16 protein-coding genes are annotated in these 18995 nt (G+C 71.2%); all 16 read left to right on the top strand.

Annotated features, from left to right (window positions below; translation table 11 throughout):
• Positions 1-514: 514 nt before the first annotated feature.
• The 16 genes from ACIBCA_RS25625 (at position 515) to ACIBCA_RS25550 (ending at position 18857) form a co-directional block, all read left to right on the top strand.
• A complete protein-coding gene (locus ACIBCA_RS25625) occupies positions 515-874 on the top strand; it encodes an NADH-quinone oxidoreductase subunit A (RefSeq protein ID WP_030060100.1) in 360 nt (119 codons plus the stop codon).
• A gap of 182 nt (positions 875-1056) precedes the next feature.
• On the top strand, positions 1057-1611 hold the full coding sequence (locus tag ACIBCA_RS25620; protein ID WP_031079294.1) for an NADH-quinone oxidoreductase subunit B family protein: 555 nt from the start codon (positions 1057-1059) through the stop codon (positions 1609-1611).
• A complete protein-coding gene (locus ACIBCA_RS25615; protein ID WP_396285337.1) occupies positions 1608-2321 on the top strand; it encodes an NADH-quinone oxidoreductase subunit C in 714 nt (237 codons plus the stop codon). Before ACIBCA_RS25620 ends, ACIBCA_RS25615 begins: the two co-directional genes overlap by 4 nt.
• Positions 2321-3688 carry an NADH-quinone oxidoreductase subunit D gene (locus ACIBCA_RS25610; RefSeq protein WP_396285336.1) on the top strand — a complete coding sequence of 456 codons (1368 nt, stop codon included), beginning with the start codon at positions 2321-2323 and terminating at the stop codon, positions 3686-3688. The genes ACIBCA_RS25615 and ACIBCA_RS25610 overlap by 1 nt, the downstream gene beginning before the upstream one ends.
• Positions 3685-4443, top strand: a complete 759-nt coding sequence (nuoE, locus tag ACIBCA_RS25605; protein ID WP_396285335.1) for an NADH-quinone oxidoreductase subunit NuoE — start codon at positions 3685-3687, stop codon at positions 4441-4443. The genes ACIBCA_RS25610 and nuoE overlap by 4 nt, the downstream gene beginning before the upstream one ends.
• Positions 4443-5804, top strand: a complete 1362-nt coding sequence (nuoF, locus tag ACIBCA_RS25600) for an NADH-quinone oxidoreductase subunit NuoF (protein WP_396285334.1) — start codon at positions 4443-4445, stop codon at positions 5802-5804. The genes nuoE and nuoF overlap by 1 nt, the downstream gene beginning before the upstream one ends.
• A complete protein-coding gene (locus tag ACIBCA_RS25595) occupies positions 5801-8290 on the top strand; it encodes an NADH-quinone oxidoreductase subunit G (protein ID WP_396285333.1) in 2490 nt (829 codons plus the stop codon). The genes nuoF and ACIBCA_RS25595 overlap by 4 nt, the downstream gene beginning before the upstream one ends.
• The gene (gene nuoH / locus ACIBCA_RS25590) at positions 8290-9618 is read left to right on the top strand and encodes an NADH-quinone oxidoreductase subunit NuoH (protein ID WP_396285332.1); all 1329 of its coding nucleotides are present in this window, start codon (positions 8290-8292) and stop codon (positions 9616-9618) included. The genes ACIBCA_RS25595 and nuoH overlap by 1 nt, the downstream gene beginning before the upstream one ends.
• 6 nt (positions 9619-9624) lie before the next feature.
• Complete coding sequence (gene nuoI, locus ACIBCA_RS25585; RefSeq protein ID WP_396285331.1) at positions 9625-10233, top strand: NADH-quinone oxidoreductase subunit NuoI; 609 nt, start codon at positions 9625-9627, stop codon at positions 10231-10233.
• Entirely contained in the window at positions 10233-11108 is an 876-nt protein-coding gene (locus tag ACIBCA_RS25580) for an NADH-quinone oxidoreductase subunit J (protein WP_396285330.1), read from the top strand. The genes nuoI and ACIBCA_RS25580 overlap by 1 nt, the downstream gene beginning before the upstream one ends.
• The gene (nuoK, locus tag ACIBCA_RS25575; protein WP_030235394.1) at positions 11105-11404 is read left to right on the top strand and encodes an NADH-quinone oxidoreductase subunit NuoK; all 300 of its coding nucleotides are present in this window, start codon (positions 11105-11107) and stop codon (positions 11402-11404) included. The genes ACIBCA_RS25580 and nuoK overlap by 4 nt, the downstream gene beginning before the upstream one ends.
• A gap of 14 nt (positions 11405-11418) precedes the next feature.
• Positions 11419-13314: an NADH-quinone oxidoreductase subunit L gene (nuoL, locus tag ACIBCA_RS25570; RefSeq protein WP_396285329.1), complete on the top strand. Its 1896-nt coding sequence runs from the start codon at positions 11419-11421 to the stop codon at positions 13312-13314.
• Positions 13315-13428: 114 nt separating this feature from the next.
• Positions 13429-15084, top strand: a complete 1656-nt coding sequence (locus ACIBCA_RS25565) for an NADH-quinone oxidoreductase subunit M (RefSeq protein WP_396285328.1) — start codon at positions 13429-13431, stop codon at positions 15082-15084.
• The gene (gene nuoN / locus ACIBCA_RS25560; protein ID WP_396285327.1) at positions 15081-16718 is read left to right on the top strand and encodes an NADH-quinone oxidoreductase subunit NuoN; all 1638 of its coding nucleotides are present in this window, start codon (positions 15081-15083) and stop codon (positions 16716-16718) included. Before ACIBCA_RS25565 ends, nuoN begins: the two co-directional genes overlap by 4 nt.
• Positions 16719-16995: 277 nt before the next feature.
• On the top strand, positions 16996-18006 hold the full coding sequence (locus tag ACIBCA_RS25555) for a polyprenyl synthetase family protein (RefSeq protein WP_396285326.1): 1011 nt from the start codon (positions 16996-16998) through the stop codon (positions 18004-18006).
• Positions 18007-18194: 188 nt separating this feature from the next.
• Entirely contained in the window at positions 18195-18857 is a 663-nt protein-coding gene (locus ACIBCA_RS25550; protein ID WP_396285325.1) for a response regulator, read from the top strand.
• The last annotated feature ends 138 nt before the right edge of the window (positions 18858-18995 follow it).

Raw genomic sequence — 18995 nt, 5'->3', positions numbered from 1 at the left:
GCCCCGCCGCCCCCCGCCCCCGCCCCCCCCGCCCCCCCCCCCCCGCCGCCGGGGGGAGGGGGAGAAGGACCCCCACGCGCGCGTTCGCGCGCTTGTGAACGAAGGGTCAAGCACACGTTCCCCCCACCACCACCCCTCAGAGTGAGCCGCTATAACACGTCAACATGGCGCCCAGAAATTTGCCCACTCCGACGCATAGTTGATATAGAAGCACGCCCCCGACCAGCAACTCCACAAGCTATTGCGACTGCTTGTGACCATCTGACGTCTTTGCGTTGACATTTATGGGCATGCTCACATTCGCCCTCACCCACACAGTGTTGTAGATCACAAAGATGCCGACGATCTGCGTGTCGCAGATCACAAGCCAACAGGCATAGGATGCGCTCACTCCGGGCCTTGTGAACTGCCTCACATGAGGCGGATCGCGGGAACCGGGGCGCGGGTTCACCTCTGTGTGACCCGCCGGTTCCGATCTGCAGTCAAGGACGACTGGACGGAGGGAGCGGGGGCTATGAATGCCTACGCGCCGATCCTCGTACTCGGTGCCATCGCGGCGGCGTTCGCGGTCGGCTCCGTCGTGATGGCCTCTCTCACCGGCCCGAAGCGCTACAACCGGGCCAAGTTGGAGGCGTACGAGTGCGGCATCGAGCCGACCCCGCAGCCCGTGGGCGGCGGTCGGTTCCCGATCAAGTACTACCTGACGGCGATGCTCTTCATCGTCTTCGACATCGAGATCGTCTTCCTCTATCCCTGGGCGGTGACCTTCGACGCCCTGGGGATCTTCGGGCTGGTCGAGATGCTCCTGTTCATCGCCACCGTCTTCGTCGCGTACGCCTACGTCTGGCGTCGCGGCGGCCTGGAGTGGGACTGAGCGAAGGGCGGCAGCCCACCCGTCGGCCGGCCGCTCGCCCCGCACCCGCACGCCCCCTTGTGAACGTATGGACAAGCGGGCTGCAGGCGGGGGCGAAAAGGCGGGCGGAGGAGCGGTCAAGCCGCAACCGGCCGACGTATCCGAGGACTTGAGGGCATCTTGAGGGCATTGAGAGGGATCTGATGGGAATCGAGGAGAAGCTGCCGAGCGGCTTTCTGCTCACGACCGTGGAGACGGCCGCCGGCTGGGTGCGCAAGGCGTCACTCTTCCCGGCGACCTTCGGTCTGGCCTGCTGCGCGATCGAGATGATGACCACCGGCGCCGGCCGCTACGACCTGGCCCGGTTCGGGATGGAGGTCTTCCGGGGCTCCCCCCGCCAGGCCGATCTGATGATCGTCGCGGGTCGGGTGAGCCAGAAGATGGCCCCGGTGCTGCGACAGGTGTACGACCAGATGGCCAACCCCAAGTGGGTCATCTCGATGGGCGTCTGCGCCTCCTCCGGCGGGATGTTCAACAACTACGCGATCGTGCAGGGCGTCGACCACATCGTCCCGGTGGACATCTACCTGCCCGGCTGTCCGCCCCGCCCGGAGATGCTGATGGACGCCATCCTGAAGCTCCACGACAAGATCCAGCACGAGCCGCTGGGCGTGAACAGGCGCCGCGCCGAGGAGTTGGGCGAGGCCCTGGCCCTGAAGGCCACCCCGATCAGTGAGATGCGGGGGCAGCTGCGATGAACGACCAGGTACCCGAGACCCGCCGCGAGCGGCCGGTGCGCGAGATCCCCGTGGAGGTGGTCGGCCGCCGGCAGGGCATGTTCGGCGCCAAGGGCAGCGGCGACACCTCTGGATTCGGCGGCCTGGCCGTCCCGGTCGTGCTGCCCGGCCCGAGCGAGCGCCCGTACGGCGGCTGGTTCGACGAGGTGGCCGACGAGTTGGAGGGCGCGCTGGAGGAGCAGGGCCTGGACCCGGCCGAGGTGATCGAGAAGACCGTCGTCGACCGCGGCGAGCTGACCTTCCACATCGACCGCGCCCACCTGCTGGAGACCGCGCGCCTCCTGCGCGACGATCCGGCGCTGCGCTTCGAGCTGTGCCTGGGCGTCAGCGGCGTGCACTACCCGGGCGACAAGGGCCGGGAGCTGCACGCGGTCTACCACCTGCGCTCGCTCACCCACGGCCGGCTGATCCGCCTGGAGGTCACCGCGCCGGACGCAGACCCGCGCATCCCGTCGGTGGTCAACGTCTACCCGACCAACGACTGGCACGAGCGCGAGACCTACGACTTCTTCGGCCTGGTCTTCGAGGGCCACCCCGGTCTGACCCGGATCATGATGCCGGACGACTGGCTGGGCCACCCGCAGCGCAAGGACTACCCGCTCGGCGGCATCCCCGTCGAGTACAAGGGCGCCCAGATCCCGGCACCCGACCAGCGGAGGTCGTACAGCTGATGAGCACCGTGCATCACGAACAAGCGCACGAGGCGCGGGAAGCACAGGAAGCGCAGGAAGCGCAGGCCCGCGACACCACCGAGGGCCGGGTCTTCACCGTCACCGGAGGCGACTGGGGCGAGGTGGTCGAGGCCCTCGGCCGCGCCGACGACGAGCGCATCATCGTCAACATGGGCCCCCAACACCCGTCCACCCACGGCGTGTTGAGGCTGATCCTGGAGATCGACGGCGAGACGGTGAAGGAGGCCCGCTGCGGCATCGGCTACCTGCACACCGGTATCGAGAAGAACATGGAGTTCCGCAGCTGGGTCCAGGGCACCACCTTCGTGACCCGCATGGACTACCTCACCCCGCTGTTCAACGAGACCGCCTACTGCCTGGCCGTCGAGAAGCTGCTCGGCATCACCGACGACGTCCCGGACCGCGCCAGCGTGATCCGCGTGATGATGATGGAGCTCAACCGGATCTCCTCCCACCTGGTCTGCCTGGCCACCGGTGGCATGGAGATCGGCTCCACCACCCTGATGATCTACGGCTTCCGGGACCGCGAACTCATCCTGGACGCCTTCGAGTTGGTCACGGGCCTGCGGATGAACCACGCGTACGTCCGCCCCGGCGGCCTGGCGCAGGACCTGCCGCCCGGCGCGGTGGACCAGATCCGCGAGGCCGTGCGCACCATCCGCTCCCGGATGCACGAGTACGACAAACTCGCCACCGGCAACCCGGTGTTCAAGGCCCGCCTGGTCGACGTCGGCCACCTGGACCTGGCCGGCTGCCTGGCCCTGGGCGCGACGGGCCCGATCCTGCGCGCCACGGGCCTGCCCCAGGACCTGCGCAAGTCCGACCCCTACTGCGGCTACGAGGACTACGACTTCGAGGTCGCCACCACCGACACCGCCGACTCCTACGGACGCTTCCTGATCCGCCTGGAGGAGATGCGCCAGTCGCTGCACATCGTCGAGCAGTGCCTGGACCGGCTGCGCCCGGGCCCGGTGATGGTGGCCGACAAGAAGATCGCCTGGCCGGCCCAGCTCGCGGTCGGCCCGGACGGGATGGGCAACTCCCTCGACCACATCCGCAAGATCATGGGCACCTCGATGGAGGCCCTGATCCACCACTTCAAGCTGGTCACCGAGGGCTTCCGCGTCCCGGTCGGCCAGGCCTACGCCGCGGTCGAGTCCCCCAAGGGCGAGCTGGGCGTGCACGTGGTCAGCGACGGCGGGACGCGCCCCTACCGGGTGCACTTCCGGGATCCGTCGTTCACCAATCTGCAGTCGATGGCGGCGATGTGCGAGGGCGGCCAGGTGGCCGACGTGATCGTCGCGGTGGCCGGGATCGACCCGGTGATGGGAGGCGTGGACCGGTGACCAACGTCGAACTCGGACTGCCGGCACTGCCGGCCAAGCCGTACCCCGAGGAGGTGCACGCCCGCCTGGCCGCCGACGCCGCCGAACTGATCGGCCGCTACCCGCAGCCCCGCTCGGCGCTGCTGCCGCTGCTGCACCTGGTGCAGGCGGAGGAGGGCTTCGTCAGCGCGACCGGAATCCGCTTCTGCGCCGAGCAGTTGGACCTCACCACGGCCGAGGTCACCGCCGTGGCGACCTTCTACACGATGTACCGGCGCCGCCCGGCCGGCACGTACCACGTCGGGGTCTGCACCAACACCCTGTGCGCGGTGCTCGGCGGCGACCAGATCTTCGCCGAGCTCCAGCAGCACCTGGGCATCGGCAACAACGAGACCACCGAGGACGGCGCGATCTCGATCGAGCACATCGAGTGCAACGCCGCCTGCGACTACGCGCCCGTGGTGATGGTCAACTGGGAGTTCTTCGACGACCAGACCCCGCAGAGCGCCAAGCAGCTGGTGGACGACCTGCGGGCCGGCCGCGAGGTGCGGCCCACCCGGGGCGCGCGGCTGTGCGGCTTCAAGGAGACCGCCCGCATCCTGGCCGGCTTCCCCGACGAGCGCCCCGGCGCCAACGACGAGTCCGGCGCCGGCGGCGACCCCTCGCTCGCGGGCCTGCGCCTCGCCCGGGGCGAGGCGCTGCCCGGCACCCCCGGCGCCCGCATCGTCTCCCCGCGCCCCGAGACCGGCGGCACCAGCGAAGGGACCGAAGCGTGATGACCTCCGCCGAGCCGGCCGAGAAGCTGCTCACCCCCGTCCTGTCCGCCTCCTGGGACGACACCCGCCCCTGGACGCTCGCCACCTACCGCCGCCACCAGGGCTACGAGGGCCTCAAGGCGGCCCTGGCCATGCCCCCGGACGACGTGATCGCCCTGGTCAAGGACGCGGGCCTGCGCGGCCGAGGCGGCGCGGGCTTCCCCACCGGGATGAAGTGGCAGTTCATCCCGCAGAACGACGGCAAGCCCCACTACCTGGTGGTCAACGCCGACGAGTCCGAGCCGGGCACCTGCAAGGACATCCCGCTGCTGTTCGCCAACCCGCACGTCCTGATCGAGGGCATGGTCATCGCCTCCTACGCGATCCGCTGCGACCACGCCTTCATCTACCTGCGCGGCGAGGTCGTCCCGGTGCTGCGCCGCCTGCACGCGGCCGTCGCCGAGGCGTACGAGGCGGGGCTGCTGGGCCGGGACATCCTCGGCTCCGGCGTGAACCTCGACATCACCGTGCACGCGGGCGCCGGCGCCTACATCTGCGGCGAGGAGACGGCGCTGCTGGACTCCCTGGAGGGCCGCCGCGGCCAGCCGAGGCTGCGGCCCCCGTTCCCGGCGATCGCGGGCCTCTACGCCTGCCCGACCGTGGTCAACAACGTGGAGTCCATCGCCTCGGTGCCGCCGATCCTGGCCCGCGGCAAGGAGTGGTTCAAGGGCCTGGGCACCGAGAAGTCCCCCGGCTTCACGCTGTACTCGCTCTCCGGTCACGTCACCAACCCCGGCCAGTACGAGGCGCCGCTGGGCATCACCCTGCGCCAGCTGCTGGAGCTGAGCGGCGGCGTCCGCTCCGGCCACCGGCTGAAGTTCTGGACGCCGGGCGGCTCCTCCACCCCGATGTTCACCGAGGAGCACCTCGACGTCCCGCTGGACTACGAGGGCGTCGGCGCGGCCGGCTCGATGCTCGGCACCAAGGCGTTGCAGGTCTTCGACGAGACCACCTGCGTGGTGCGGGCCGTCACCCGCTGGACGGAGTTCTACGCCCACGAGTCCTGCGGCAAGTGCACCCCCTGCCGCGAGGGCACCTACTGGCTGGTCCAGCTGCTGAAGCGGATCGAGGCGGGCCAGGGCGTCGACGGGGACCTGGAGAAGCTCCTCGACATCGCCGACAACATCAACGGCAAGTCCTTCTGCGCCCTGGGCGACGGCGCGGCGAGCCCGATCGTCTCCTCGCTCCAGCACTTCCGGGCCGAGTACGAGCAGCACCTGGCCGAGCGCCGCTGCCCGTTCGACCCGGCCGCCTCCACCGTCTGGGCCGACGGCCCCCGCCCCGGACACCCGTCCGCCACCGAAAGGGAGGTGCACGCGTGACGATCACCGAGCCGACCGCCTCCGAGACCGCGGTCGAACTGGTCACGCTCACCATCGACGGCGTCGAAGTTCAGGTCCCCAAGGGGACGTTGGTGATCCGGGCCGCCGAGACGATCGGCACCCAGATCCCGCGCTTCTGCGACCACCCGCTGCTGGATCCCGCCGGTGCGTGCCGGCAGTGCATCGTCGAGATCGAGGGCCAGCGCAAGCCGGTCGCCTCCTGCACCATCCCGGTCGCCGAGGGCATGGTGGTGCGCACCCAGCTGAGTTCGCCGGTGGCCGAGAAGGCGCAGCGCGGCGTGATGGAGCTGCTGCTGATCAACCACCCCCTGGACTGCCCGGTCTGCGACAAGGGCGGCGAGTGCCCGCTGCAGAACCAGGCGATGTCCAGCGGCGCCGCGGACTCCCGCTTCGAGGGGATGAAGCGCACCTACGCGAAGCCGCTGCCGATCAGCAGCCAGGTGCTGCTGGACCGGGAGCGCTGCGTGCTGTGCGCGCGCTGCACCCGCTTCTCGCAGCAGATCGCGGGGGACCCGTTCATCGACCTGGTGGAGCGCGGGGCGCTGCAGCAGGTCGGCACCGGCGAGGGCGACGACTTCGAGTCGTACTTCTCCGGGAACACGATCCAGATCTGCCCGGTGGGCGCCCTGACCTCGGCGGCCTACCGGTTCCGTTCCCGCCCGTTCGACCTGGTGTCCTCCCCGAGCGTGTGCGAGCACTGCTCCTCGGGGTGCGCGCAGCGCACGGACCACCGCCGGGGCAAGGTGCTGCGCCGGCTGGCGGGCGAGGACCCGGCGGTGAACGAGGAGTGGAACTGCGACAAGGGCCGTTTCGCCTTCCGGTACGCGCAGCAGCGCAGCCGCCTGTCGACCCCGCTGGTGCGCGATGCCGAGGGCGAACTGGTCCCGGCCTCCTGGCCGGAGGCGCTGGCGCGCGCGGCGCAGGGCCTGCGCGGTGCCCGTGCGGGTGTGCTGGCGGGCGGCCGGGTGACGGTCGAGGACGCGTACGCGTACGGGAAGTTCGCGCGGGTGGTGCTGGGCACCAACGACGTGGACTTCCGGGCCCGCCCGCACAGCGGCGAGGAGGCGGACTTCCTGGCGGCGGCGGTGGCCGGCCGCGGGGTGGACGTGGACGGCGGCGGCCTCTCGTACGAGGAGCTGGAGCAGGCGCCGGCGGTGCTGCTGGCGGGTCTGGAGCCGGAGGAGGAGTCGCCGATCGTCTTCCTGCGGTTGCGCAAGGCCACGCGGACCAGGAACCAGCGGGTGTTCTCGGTGGCGGCGTTCGCCTCGCGGGGCCTGGTGAAGCTGCGCGGCGCGCTGCTGCCGGCGGCGCCGGGGACGGAGCCGGAGTGGTTCTCGGCGCTGGCCTCGGAGGAGCCGCTGAACGACGACGCGGGCCGGGCGGCGGAGCTGCTGCGCCGCCCGGGCGCGGTGATCCTGGTGGGCGAGCGGCTGGCGGCGGTGCCGGGTGCGCTGACGGCGGTGCTGCGGCTGGCGCACGCGTCGGGGGCGCGGACGGCGTGGGTGCCGCGCCGGGCGGGGGAGCGCGGCGCGGTGGAGGCGGGGGCGCTGCCCTCGCTGCTGCCGGGCGGGCGCCCGGTGGCCTCGCAGGCGGCGCGGGCCGAGGCGGCGCGGGTGTGGGGCGTGGCGGAGCTGCCGTCGCGGCCGGGCCGGGACACGGGCCATCTGCTGACGGCGGCGGCCGAGGGCGATCTGGACGCGCTGCTGGTCGGCGGGGTCGGTGTGGAGGACCTGCCGGACGTGGCGCTGGCGGAGGAGGCGCTGGCGGCGGTGCCGTTCGTGGTGTCGCTGGAGCTGCGGCCTTCGGCGGTGACGGCGCACGCGGACGTGGTGCTGCCGGTGGCGGCGGTGGCGGAGAAGGCGGGCACGTTCCTGGACTGGGAGGGCCGGGTGCGGATGTTCAAGGCCGCGCTGAAGCCGGACCAGCAGGTGACGCGCCATCTGCCCTCGGACCTGCGGGTGCTGGACATGCTGGCGGACGCGCTGGGCCACCGGCTGGGCCTGCCGGACGTGCGGGCGGCGCGGCTGGAGCTGGACGCCTTCGCCCCGTGGGAGGGCGACCGCCCGGCCGGGCCCTCGGCGCACCGGGCGGTGCTGCCGCGCCCGGCCACCGGTCAGGCGGTGCTGGCGGGTTGGCGGCTGCTGCTGGACGAGGGGTCGCTGCAGGAGGGCGATCCGCATCTGGCGGGCACCCGGCACCCGGCGGTGGCGCGGCTTTCGCCGGCGACGGCGCTGGAGGTCGGCGCGGTGGACGGTGAGGGGCTGCGGCTGACGGGCCCGGCGGGTTCGGTGACCCTGCCGCTGGAGGTGACCGCCTCGCTGCCGGAGCGGACGGTGTGGGTGCCGCTGAACTCGACGCCGGGCGGCGCGCAGCGCGCCCTCGGCACGACGGTCGGCCATCTGGTGACGATCGCCGCGGCCGGGCCCGTGCGGGCCGAGGGCGCCGGAGCGGAAGGGGAGGCGTGATGACTCCGCAGCCGTACGAGACGTTGCACTTCTTCGGGCAGGACCCGTGGTGGCTGGTGCTGCTGAAGGCGGTGTTCTGCTTCGCGTTCCTGGTCGGGACGGTGCTGGTCGCGATCGTGTGGGAGCGCAAGGTGGTGGCCTGGATGCAGTTGCGCATCGGGCCGAACCGGCACGGCCCGTGGGGGCTGCTGCAGTCGCTGGCGGACGGCGTGAAGCTGGCGTTGAAGGAAGACCTGGTGGTCACGGGCGCGGACAAGGTGGTCTACGTCCTGGCGCCGATCGTCTGCGCGATCCCGGCGTTCATGGCCTTCGCGGTGATCCCCTTCGGCCCGGCGGGCGACGAGGTGTCGATCTTCGGCACGCGCACGCCGTTGCAGCTGACGGACTTCCCGGTGGCGCTGCTGTACGTCCTGGCGACGGCCTCGGTGGGGATCTACGGGATCGTGCTGGCGGGCTGGTCCTCCGGTTCGACGTACCCGCTGCTGGGCGGGCTGCGGTCGGCGGCGCAGATGGTCAGCTACGAGATCGCGATGGGTCTGTCCTTCGCGGCGGTGTTCATCTACTCGGGGTCGATGTCGACCTCGGAGATCGTCTCGCACCAGCAGCCGACGTGGTTCGCGGCGCTGCTGCCGGTGTCGTTCATCGTGTACATCATCGCGATGGTGGGTGAGACGAACCGGGCGCCGTTCGACCTTCCGGAGGCGGAGGGCGAGCTGGTGGGCGGTTTCAACACCGAGTACTCCTCGCTGAAGTTCGCGATGTTCATGCTGGCCGAGTACGTGAACATGGTGACGGTCTCGGCGGTGGCGTCGACGCTGTTCCTGGGCGGCTGGCGGGCGCCGTGGCCGGTGTCGACGTTCTGGGAGGGCGCGAACCACGGCTGGTGGCCGATGCTGTGGATCACGCTGAAGATCCAGCTGCTGCTGTTCTTCTTCATCTGGCTGCGCGGCACGCTGCCGCGGCTGCGCTACGACCAGTTCATGAAGCTGGGCTGGAAGGTGCTGATCCCGGTCTCGCTGGTGTGGCTGGTGCTGATCGCCAGTGTGCGGGCGCTGCGCAACGAGGGGTACGGCTTCGGCGAGGTGGTGCTGTACGTGGGCGCGCCGGTGGGCGTGGTCCTGCTGCTGGCGCTGCTGCGGGACTTCCTCCGCAAGCAGCCGGAGCCCGAACCGGCCCTCGATCAGGGCGAGTTCGACCCGATGGCCGGCGGCTACCCGGTGCCGCCGCTGCCCGGCCAGGTGCTGCCACCGGTGCCGCGCAGGCCCTCGCGCGCGCCGAAGCAACTGCAGGACGCCCTCAACGGGGCCGACCATTCCGAGGGGAGCTGAACCGAGATGTCCGACCAGTCCGATCGTGCGGACCGCCCCGAGCGGGGCGATCGCCCGTCGATCCTCGGCCCGGCCGCCGGCTTCGGCGTGACCTTCAAGGCCATGTTCAAGAAGCGGCTGACCGAGCAGTACCCGGAGCAGAAGAAGCCGACCGCTCCGCGCTTCCACGGCCGCCACCAGCTGAACCGGCATCCGGACGGCCTGGAGAAGTGCGTCGGCTGCGAGTTGTGCGCCTGGGCGTGCCCGGCGGACGCGATCTACGTGGAGGGCGCGGACAACCGGGACGAGGAGCGCTACTCGCCCGGTGAGCGCTACGGCGCGGTGTACCAGATCAACTACGCCCGCTGCATCCTGTGCGGGCTCTGCATCGAGGCGTGCCCGACGCGGGCGCTGACGATGACCAACGAGTACGAGCTCGCGGACTCCTCCCGCAAGGATCTGATCTTCACCAAGGAGCAGCTGCTGGTGGGCCTGTCCGAGGGCATGGTCGACTCCCCGCACGCGATCTTCCCGGGCGCCGACGAGGGCGCGTACTACCGGGGCGAGATCACGGCGGCGGCGCCGGGGACGGTTCAGCAGGAGCACACCGACCGGGAGAAGGAGGCGCGGCAGTGATGACGCATCTCGCGGCGGCGGCCGGGACGACCTCCACGGGTGAGGCCGTCCAGTTCTGGGTGCTCGCGGTGCTCGCGGTGGGCGGCGCGCTGGGCACGGTGCTGATGCGCAAGGCGGTGCACAGCGCGCTGTGCCTGGCGGCGACCATGCTGGCGCTGGCGGTCTGTTACATGGCGCAGGGCGCGGTGTTCCTGGGCGTGGTGCAGATCGTGGTGTACACCGGCGCGATCATGATGCTGTTCCTGTTCGTGGTGATGCTGGTCGGCGTGACGAGCGAGGACTCGCTCAAGGAGCAGCTGAAGGGCCAGCGGGTCGCCGCGGCGCTGTGCGGGCTGGGCTTCGGGGCGCTGCTGATCGCGGGGATCGCCCACGCGAAGCTGGGGCACTTCACGGGCCTGTCGGAGGCGAACGCCGAGGGCAATGTGCCGGGTCTGGCGCGGCTGATCTTCACCCGGTACGTGTGGGCGTTCGAGGTGACGGGCGCGCTGCTGATCACGGCGGCGATCGGCGCGATGGTGCTGACGCACCGCGAGCACGTGCGGGCGCCGAAGACGCAGCGGGAGCTGGCGGCGCAGCGGGTGCGCGACAACCTGCAGCTGCCGCCGCTGCCGGCGCCGGGCGTGTACGCGCGGCACAACGCGGTGGACGTGCCGGCGCTGCTGCCGGACGGCACCATCTCCGAGGACTCGGTGATGGCGACGCTGCGCGAGCGCGGCCAGGTGCGGGACGTCAGCGGGGACATGCTGCGCCGGATGGCGGAGCTGGAGAACTCCACGGCGGACTGGCTGGGCCGCCCGCCGTCGGAGCGCCCGGCGGTGGCGGGCCCGCGCAAGTCCCTGGAGCCCGTCCCGAACCACGAGGAGGGCGCGGAGTGAATCCGGTCAACTACCTGTACCTGTCGGCCCTGTTGTTCACCATCGGCGCCTCCGGGGTGCTGATCCGCCGCAACGCGATCGTGCTGTTCATGTGCGTGGAGCTGATGCTGAACGCCTCGAACCTGGCGCTGGTGACCTTCTCCCGGATGCACGGGACGCTGGACGGTCAGATCATCGCCTTCTTCACGATGGTGGTCGCGGCGGCGGAGGTCGTCGTCGGTCTGGCCATCATCGTGTCCATCTTCCGGACCAGGCACTCCGCTTCGGTCGACGACAGCAATCTGATGAAGCTGTAGGCGGAGGGCCTTCGGTGAACTCTCTCATTCCGCTGCTGGTGGCGGCCCCGCTGGCCGGCGCAGCCCTGCTGCTGCTCGGCGGCCGGGCCCTGGACCGCTTCGGCCACTGGCTGGCCACGGCGCTCGCCGCGCTCTCGTTCGGCTTCGGCCTGGCGCTGTTCTCGGACATGCTGGGCCGTGGGGCCGAGCACCGGGCGGTGACCAGGCACCTGTTCAGCTGGGTCCCGGTGAACGGCTTCCAGGCCGACTTCACGTTCCGGCTCGACCAGTTGTCCATGACCTTCGTGCTGCTGATCACCGGGGTCGGCACGCTGATCCACCTGTACTCGGTGGGCTACATGGCGCACGACGAGCGCCGGCGCCGCTTCTTCGCGTACCTGAACCTGTTCCTGGCGGCGATGCTGCTGCTGGTCGTCGCCGACAACTACCTGCTGCTGTACTTCGGCTGGGAGGGCGTGGGCCTGGCCTCGTACCTGCTGATCGGCTTCTGGCAGCACAAGCCGAGTGCGGCGACGGCGGCGAAGAAGGCGTTCATCGTCAACCGGGTCGGCGACATGGGCCTGTCGATCGCGATCATGCTGATGTTCGCGGAGTTCGGCTCCTTCGCCTTCGGGCCGGTCTTCGACAACGCGCGGCAGGCGAGCGAGGGCAAGCTGACGGCGATCGGCCTGATGCTGCTGCTGGCGGCCTGCGGCAAGTCGGCGCAGGTGCCGCTGCAGTCCTGGCTCGGGGATGCGATGGAGGGCCCGACTCCGGTGTCGGCGCTGATCCACGCGGCGACGATGGTGACGGCCGGGGTGTACCTGATCACCCGTTCCTCGGCGATCTTCGACCTGGCGCCGGACGCCCGCACCGCCGTGGTGGTGGTCGGCGCGGTGACGCTGCTCTACGGTGCGATCGTCGGGTGCGCCAAGGACGACATCAAGAAGGCGCTGGCCGGTTCGACGATGTCGCAGATCGGCTACATGGTGCTGGCGGCGGGCCTGGGCCCGATCGGCTACGTCTTCGCGATCATGCACCTGGTGACGCACGGCTTCTTCAAGGCGGGGCTGTTCCTGGGCGCCGGGTCGGTCATGCACGGCATGAACGACGAGGTGAACATGCGTCACTACGGCGGCCTGCGCAGGTACATGCCCTGGACGTTCGGGACGTTCTTCCTCGGCTACCTGGCGATCATCGGCTTCCCGGGCCTGTCGGGGTTCTTCTCCAAGGACAAGATCATCGAGGCCGCCTTCGCCAAGGGCGGCACCGAGGGCTGGATCCTGGGCCTGTGCACCCTGGTCGGCGCGGCGGTCACCGCCTTCTACATGACCCGGGTGGTGCTGCTGACCTTCTTCGGCGAGAAGCGCTGGCAGGCGGACGACAAGGGAGACCTGCCGCACCCGCACGAGTCGCCGCGCACGATGGTGATCCCGATGGTGCTGCTGGCCTTCGGCTCGGTGTTCGCGGGCTGGCTGTTCGACTTCCGCCACGCCTTCGTGAACTGGCTGGAGCCGGTCGTCGGCCACGCGGAGGGCGATGCGCCGCTGGCCACCTGGGCGATCACGGGCCTGACCGTCACCTGCATGCTCGCGGGCGTCGGACTGTCCTACGTGATGTACGGGCGCTCGCCGGTGCCGGTGACGCCGCCGGTCGGCTCCCCGCTGACCAGGGCCGCCCGCCGGGACCTGCTGCAGGACGAGCTCAACCACGCCCTGCTGGTGCGCCCGGGCTCGGCGCTCACCGCGACGCTGGTGTTCTTCGACAGCCGCGGCCTGGACGGCTTCGTCAACGGCCTGGCGGCCACGATCGGCGGCCTGTCGAGCCGGCTGCGCCGGGTGCAGAACGGTTTCGTGCGCAGCTACGCGCTCTCCATGTTCGGCGGCACGCTGGTGCTGGTCGCCTCCACCCTCCTGATGAGGTCCTTCTGATGGATACCCGATCCACGACTCGCAGGGGAGGCAAGCCGTGAGCGAGCGAAGCGAGCGAACCATTGAACGCGGTGCATGGGCGAATGCCCCTGCCGAGCGAAGCGAGGTGGGCGCATGAGTGCACTCCTGTCCGTGACCTGCGCCGTTCCGGCGGCGGGCGCGGTGCTGACCGCCGCCCTGCCCGCCGGTTCCACCGAGGGGCGGCGCCGGGCCACCAAGGCGGTGGCGCTGGGCGTCTCGGCGGTGGCGCTGGTGCTGGCCGCCGTGGCGGCGGCCCGCTTCGATCCGCACGGCGCGCGCTACCAGCTGACGGAGTCGTACAGCTGGATCCGCTCCTTCGGCATCACATTCTCCCTGGGCGTGGACGGCATCGGCGCCGTCCTCGCGCTGCTGACGGCCGTCCTGGTGCCGGTGGTGATGCTCGCCTCCTGGCACGACGCCGACCCGGCGCCCGCCACCGCCTCCGATACGGCCACCTCCGATACGGCCACCTCCGAGCCGGCGACGTTCGAGAACCGGCGCCGCACCCAGGGCTTCTTCGCCCTGATCCTGGCCGTGGAGGCGATGGTCCTCGTCTCCTTCTACGCCACCGACGTGTTCGTGTTCTACGTGTTCTTCGAAGCCATGCTGATCCCGATGTACTTCCTGATCGGCGGCTTCGGGGACCGCGCGGGCGGCCCCGACTCGGCGCGTCAGCGCTCGTACGCGGCGGTGAAGTTCCTCCTCTACAACCTGCTCGGCGGCCTGGTGATGCTGGCCGCGGTGATCGGCCTGTACGTGGCCGCGCAGGACCAGGGCGTGGGCACCTTCGACCTGCAGACGCTGACCTCCGCGATCGCGGACGGCCGGCTGCAGCTGGGCGGCACCGCGGAGAAGGCGCTGTTCCTCGGCTTCTTCTTCGCCTTCGCGGTGAAGGCCCCGCTATGGCCGCTGCACACCTGGCTGCCCAACGCGATGGGCGAGTCGACGGCCGGGACGGCGGTGCTGATCACCGCCGTGGTGGACAAGGTCGGCACCTTCGCGATGCTGCGCTTCTGCCTGGGTCTGTTCCCGGACGCCTCGAAGACCTTCGCCCCGGCGATCCTGGTGCTGTCCCTGGTCGGGATCGTCTACGGGGCGCTGCTGGCGATCGGCCAGAAGGACATCAAGCGCCTGGTGGCGTACGCGTCGATCTCCCACTTCGGCTTCATCATCATGGGGATCTTCGCGATGACGAGCCAGGGCCAGAGCGGCGCGACGCTCTACATGGTCAACCACGGCATCTCCACCGCCGCGTGGATGCTGGTGGCCGGCTTCCTGATCTCGCGTCGCGGCTCGCGGCTGATCGCCGACTACGGCGGCGTGCAGAAGGTGGCCCCGGTGCTGGCGGGGACGTTCCTGATCGGCGGTCTGGCGACGCTGTCGCTGCCGGGCCTGGCGCCGTTCGTCTCCGAGTTCCTGGTGCTGGTGGGCACGTTCACCCGCTACCCGGCGATCGGGATCGTCGCGACCTTCGGCATCGTGCTGGCCGCGCTGTACGCGCTGCTGCTGTACCAGCGCACCATGACCGGCCCGGTGAAGGAGGGCGTGCGCTCCATCCCGGACCTCAAGGTGCGCGAACTGGCCGTGGTGGCCCCGCTGGTGGCGCTGACGATCCTGCTCGGCGTCTACCCCAAGCCGCTCACCGACCTGGTGAACCCCTCGGTGGACGCGACGCTCTCGCAGGTCCACCGCACCGACCCGGCGCCGGCCCACCCGGTGACCGCCAGCTCCGGAGGTGAGCAGAAGTGAGCGCCCCCGCAGTGCTCCTCGCCGCAGGCGGCAACACGCCCAGCATCCCGGCGCCGCACATCGAGTACGGCCAGCTCTCCCCGATGCTGGTGGTCTTCGGCGCGGCCGTGGCCGGCATCCTGGTGGAGGCCTTCGTGCCCCGCCGCCACCGCTACTGGACGCAGGTCGGCCTCTCCCTGGCCGCGCTGATCGGCTCCTTCGTCGCCGTGGTGGTGCTGGCCGCCCAGGGCCACGGCGGGCCGCACCTGAACCTGCTGGCGATGGAGGCCGTCGCCATGGACGGCCCGGCGCTGTTCCTGCAGGGCGTGATCCTGCTGGTCGCCGTGGTCGCGGTGCTCACCTACGCGGAGCGCCGCCTGGAGCCCAAGGCCGGGGGCCTGCCCGCGGACGCGTTCGCCGCGCAGGCCTCCACCACGCCGGGCGGCGAGCAGGAGCGGGCCGCGAACCGGGCCGGCTGGACGACCACCGAGGTCTTCCCGCTGACGCTGTTCGCCGTCGGCGGCATGCTGCTGTTCCCCGCCGCCAACGACCTGCTGACGATGTTCGTGGCGCTGGAGGTCTTCTCCCTGCCGCTGTACCTGCTGTGCGCGCTGGCCCGGCGCCGGAGGCTGCTGTCGCAGGAGGCGGCGGTCAAGTACTTCCTGCTCGGGGCGTTCGCCTCGGCGTTCTTCCTGTTCGGCACGGCGCTGCTGTACGGGTACGCGGGCAGCGTGAAGCTCGTCGACATCTCCGACGTGATCGCCGGCAAGTCGATGGCCACTGCGGCGCAGCTGAGCTCGACGCAGAGCGACGCGCTGCTGCTGATCGGCCTGGCGATGCTGTCGGTGGGCCTGCTGTTCAAGGTCGGCGCGGTGCCCTTCCACGCCTGGACGCCGGACGTGTACCAGGGCGCGCCGACGCCGGTGACGGGCTTCATGGCCTCGGCGACGAAGGTCGCGGCCTTCGGGGCGTTCCTGCGGCTGTTCTACGTGGCCTTCCCCGGTCTGAAGCTGGACTGGCGGCCGGTGATGTGGGGCGTGGCGATCCTGACGATGGTGGTCGGCGCGGTGCTGGCGGTGACGCAGCAGGACGTCAAGCGCCTGCTGGCGTACTCCTCGATCGCGCACGCCGGCTTCATCCTGACCGGGGTGATCGCCCTCGACCGGCAGGGCGTCTCCTCGGTGCTGTTCTACCTGGCGGCGTACTCCTTCGTGACGCTGGGCGCGTTCGCCGTGGTGACGCTGGTGCGCGACGCCAAGGGCGAGGCGACGCACCTGTCCTCCTGGGCGGGCCTGGGGCGGCGTTCGCCGCTGCTGGCGGCGGTGTTCGCGCTGTTCCTGCTGGCCTTCGCGGGCATCCCGCTGACCTCGGGGTTCACCGGGAAGTTCGCGGTGTTCCAGGCGGCGGCGGCCGGCGGGGCGACGCCGCTGGTGGTCGTGGGTGTGCTGAGTTCGGCGGTGGCCGCGTTCTTCTACATCCGGGTGATCGTGCTGATGTTCTTCTCCGACCCGCAGCCGAACGGCCCGACGGTGGCGATCCCCAGCGCGTTCACGGCGACGGCGATCGGGGTCGGGGTGCTGGTGACGCTGGGGCTGGGGCTGCTGCCGCAGTACTTCCTGGACCTCGCGTCGAAGGCTTCGCTGTTCGCCTACTGACGGTGTTCGCCGCCGTCGGCCGCGGGCCGGTCCGGATCCCCGGGCCGGCCCGGGCCGGCGTCCGGGCGCCGGCCGGGGACCTTTATCCCCGGCCGGATCCGCCCCCACCGCCGCGGCCCCCGCACAGCCCGCCTGACCTGGGCTTCGGGCCCGGCCATGACAGGACCAGCACGCCCGTGCAGTGATCCACTCACGACCGGATACCCTGCCTGTATGGCCAGCGGCGGCACTCAGGGACCAGGCCGCTAGATCGACCAGGGACAGAGGAGTGGTCTTCGTGACCGTCGTGGGACCCTTCGGGCTCAGCGTGCAGGACCGCGACCTGACCCGGGACGTCCAGGCCGGACTGGACGCGGTGGAGGCGGCGCTCGCCGAGTCCGTCAAGAGCGACGTCCCGTTCATCACCGTCACCGCCAGCCACCTCATCGAGGCCGGCGGCAAGCGCTTCCGTCCGCTGCTCCTGCTGCTGGCCGCCCGGTTCGGCGACCCGGGGGCGCCCGGCGTGGTGCCGGCGGCCGTCGTCGTCGAACTGACCCACCTGGCCACGCTCTACCACGACGACGTCATGGACGAGGCGCCGGTGCGCCGCGGCGGCCCCAGCGCCAACTCCCGCTGGGACAACTCGGTGGCCATCCTCACCGGTGACTTCCTGTTCTCCCGCGCCTCCCAGGTCCTCGCCGACCTCGGCCCCGAGGCCGTGCGGATGCAGGCCGAGGCGTTCGAGCGCCTGGTCACCGGCCAGATCCTGGAGACCCGCGGCCCCGGCCCGGACGTCGACCCGCTGTTGCACTACCTGGACGTGCTGGCCGGCAAGACCGGCTCGCTGATCGCGGTCTCCTGCCGGATAGGAGCACAGGCCGCCGGCGCCGAGCCGTGGGTGGTCGAGACCCTCGGGGACTTCGGCGAGCGGATCGGCATCGCCTTCCAGCTGGCCGACGACGTGCTGGACATCGCCAGCGACGGCGACGAGTCCGGCAAGACCCCCGGCACCGACCTGCGCGAGGGTGTGCCCACCCTGCCGACCCTGCTGCTGCGCCAGATGCCGGCCGACCCGGCCGACCCGGCCGACACCCGGCTGCGCGAACTGCTCGACCAGGACCTCTCGGACGACGCCCTGCACGCGGAGGCGCTGCGCCTGCTGCGCCGCCACCCGGCGCTGGAGCGGGCCCGCCGCGAGACGCTGCGCCAGGCCGAGGAGGCCCGGGCACTGCTGGCCCCGCTGCCGGACTGCCCGGCGAAGGCGGCGTTGGAGGCGCTGTGCGACTCGGTGGCCATCCGCACCATGTGAGGCCCGCACCTTGTGGGGCCCGCACCTTGTGAGGCCCTCGCCGTGTGGGACCCGGGCCGGGGCCGTGACCCGGCCCCTCGCGGGCCCGTGACCTGGGCCCTTCCGTGGCCCGTGGCCCGGGCCGTGGGCGGCGTCCGCCATGGGGGAGACTGGCTGTCGTCCGCTCGCCCCCAGCCGGGAAGGTCGCCATGCTCCGCGTCGTCATCGCCGAGGACTCCGTACTGCTGCGGGAGGGTCTGACCAGACTGCTCACCGACCGGGGCCTGGAGGTGGTCGCGGGCGTCGGGGACGGTGAGGCGCTGCTGCGCACGGTGGACGAGCTGGCGGCCGCCGACGCGCTGCCGGACGTGGTGGTCTCCGACGTGCGGATGCCGCCCAGCCACACCGACGAGGGCCTTCGCGCCTGTGTGGAGCTGCGCGGCCGCTTTCCGCAGCTGGGCGTGCTGGTGCTGTCGCAGTTCGTGGAGGAACGTTACGCCTCCGAGCTGCTCGCCGGATCCACCCGGGGCGTCGGCTACCTGCTCAAGGACCGCGTCGCCGAGGTGCGCGAGTTCGCCGACGCGGTGGTACGGGTGGCCGAGGGCGGCACCGCCCTGGACCCGGAGGTGGTGCAGCAGCTGCTCAGCCGCAGCCGCAAGGGCGACGTCCTGGCGGGCCTGACCCCGCGCGAGCGCGAGGTGCTGGGTCTGATGGCCGAAGGACGCACCAACGCGGCCGTGGCCAGGCAACTGGTCGTCTCGGACGGCGCCGTGGAGAAGCACGTCAGCAACATCTTCCTCAAGCTCGGCCTCGCCCAGAGCCAGCAGGACCACCGCCGGGTGCTCGCCGTGCTCACCTACCTCAACTCCTAGCCGACAGGGCACACCCCAGGAATGGCCGCCGCCGCCCGGGCGTTGTCCTGGGTGCGCGGCAGCCGCGTGCTGCGGCGATTTTCCGCCGCACGCGGGAGTTCCAGTCCGGGTCGACCTCACGCGCATAGGATGCGAGAG

Origin of the sequence: Kitasatospora sp. NPDC051170 (assembly GCF_044455705.1) — a bacterium.
Taxonomy (GTDB): domain Bacteria; phylum Actinomycetota; class Actinomycetes; order Streptomycetales; family Streptomycetaceae; genus Kitasatospora.
This window is presented reverse-complemented; position numbering and strand designations above follow the sequence as displayed.

Excerpts from the sequence above, each read along its gene's own strand:
- ACIBCA_RS25625 (WP_030060100.1), top strand. The coding sequence starts at position 515 with ATGAATGCCTACGCGCCGATCCTCGTACTCGGTGCCATCGCGGCGGCG.
- ACIBCA_RS25620 (WP_031079294.1), top strand. The coding sequence starts at position 1,057 with ATGGGAATCGAGGAGAAGCTGCCGAGCGGCTTTCTGCTCACGACCGTG.
- ACIBCA_RS25615 (WP_396285337.1), top strand. The coding sequence starts at position 1,608 with ATGAACGACCAGGTACCCGAGACCCGCCGCGAGCGGCCGGTGCGCGAG.
- ACIBCA_RS25610 (WP_396285336.1), top strand. The coding sequence starts at position 2,321 with ATGAGCACCGTGCATCACGAACAAGCGCACGAGGCGCGGGAAGCACAG.
- nuoF (WP_396285334.1), top strand. The coding sequence starts at position 4,443 with ATGACCTCCGCCGAGCCGGCCGAGAAGCTGCTCACCCCCGTCCTGTCC.
- nuoH (WP_396285332.1), top strand. The coding sequence starts at position 8,290 with ATGACTCCGCAGCCGTACGAGACGTTGCACTTCTTCGGGCAGGACCCG.
- nuoI (WP_396285331.1), top strand. The coding sequence starts at position 9,625 with ATGTCCGACCAGTCCGATCGTGCGGACCGCCCCGAGCGGGGCGATCGC.
- ACIBCA_RS25580 (WP_396285330.1), top strand. The coding sequence starts at position 10,233 with ATGACGCATCTCGCGGCGGCGGCCGGGACGACCTCCACGGGTGAGGCC.
- ACIBCA_RS25565 (WP_396285328.1), top strand. The coding sequence starts at position 13,429 with ATGAGTGCACTCCTGTCCGTGACCTGCGCCGTTCCGGCGGCGGGCGCG.
- ACIBCA_RS25550 (WP_396285325.1), top strand. The coding sequence starts at position 18,195 with ATGCTCCGCGTCGTCATCGCCGAGGACTCCGTACTGCTGCGGGAGGGT.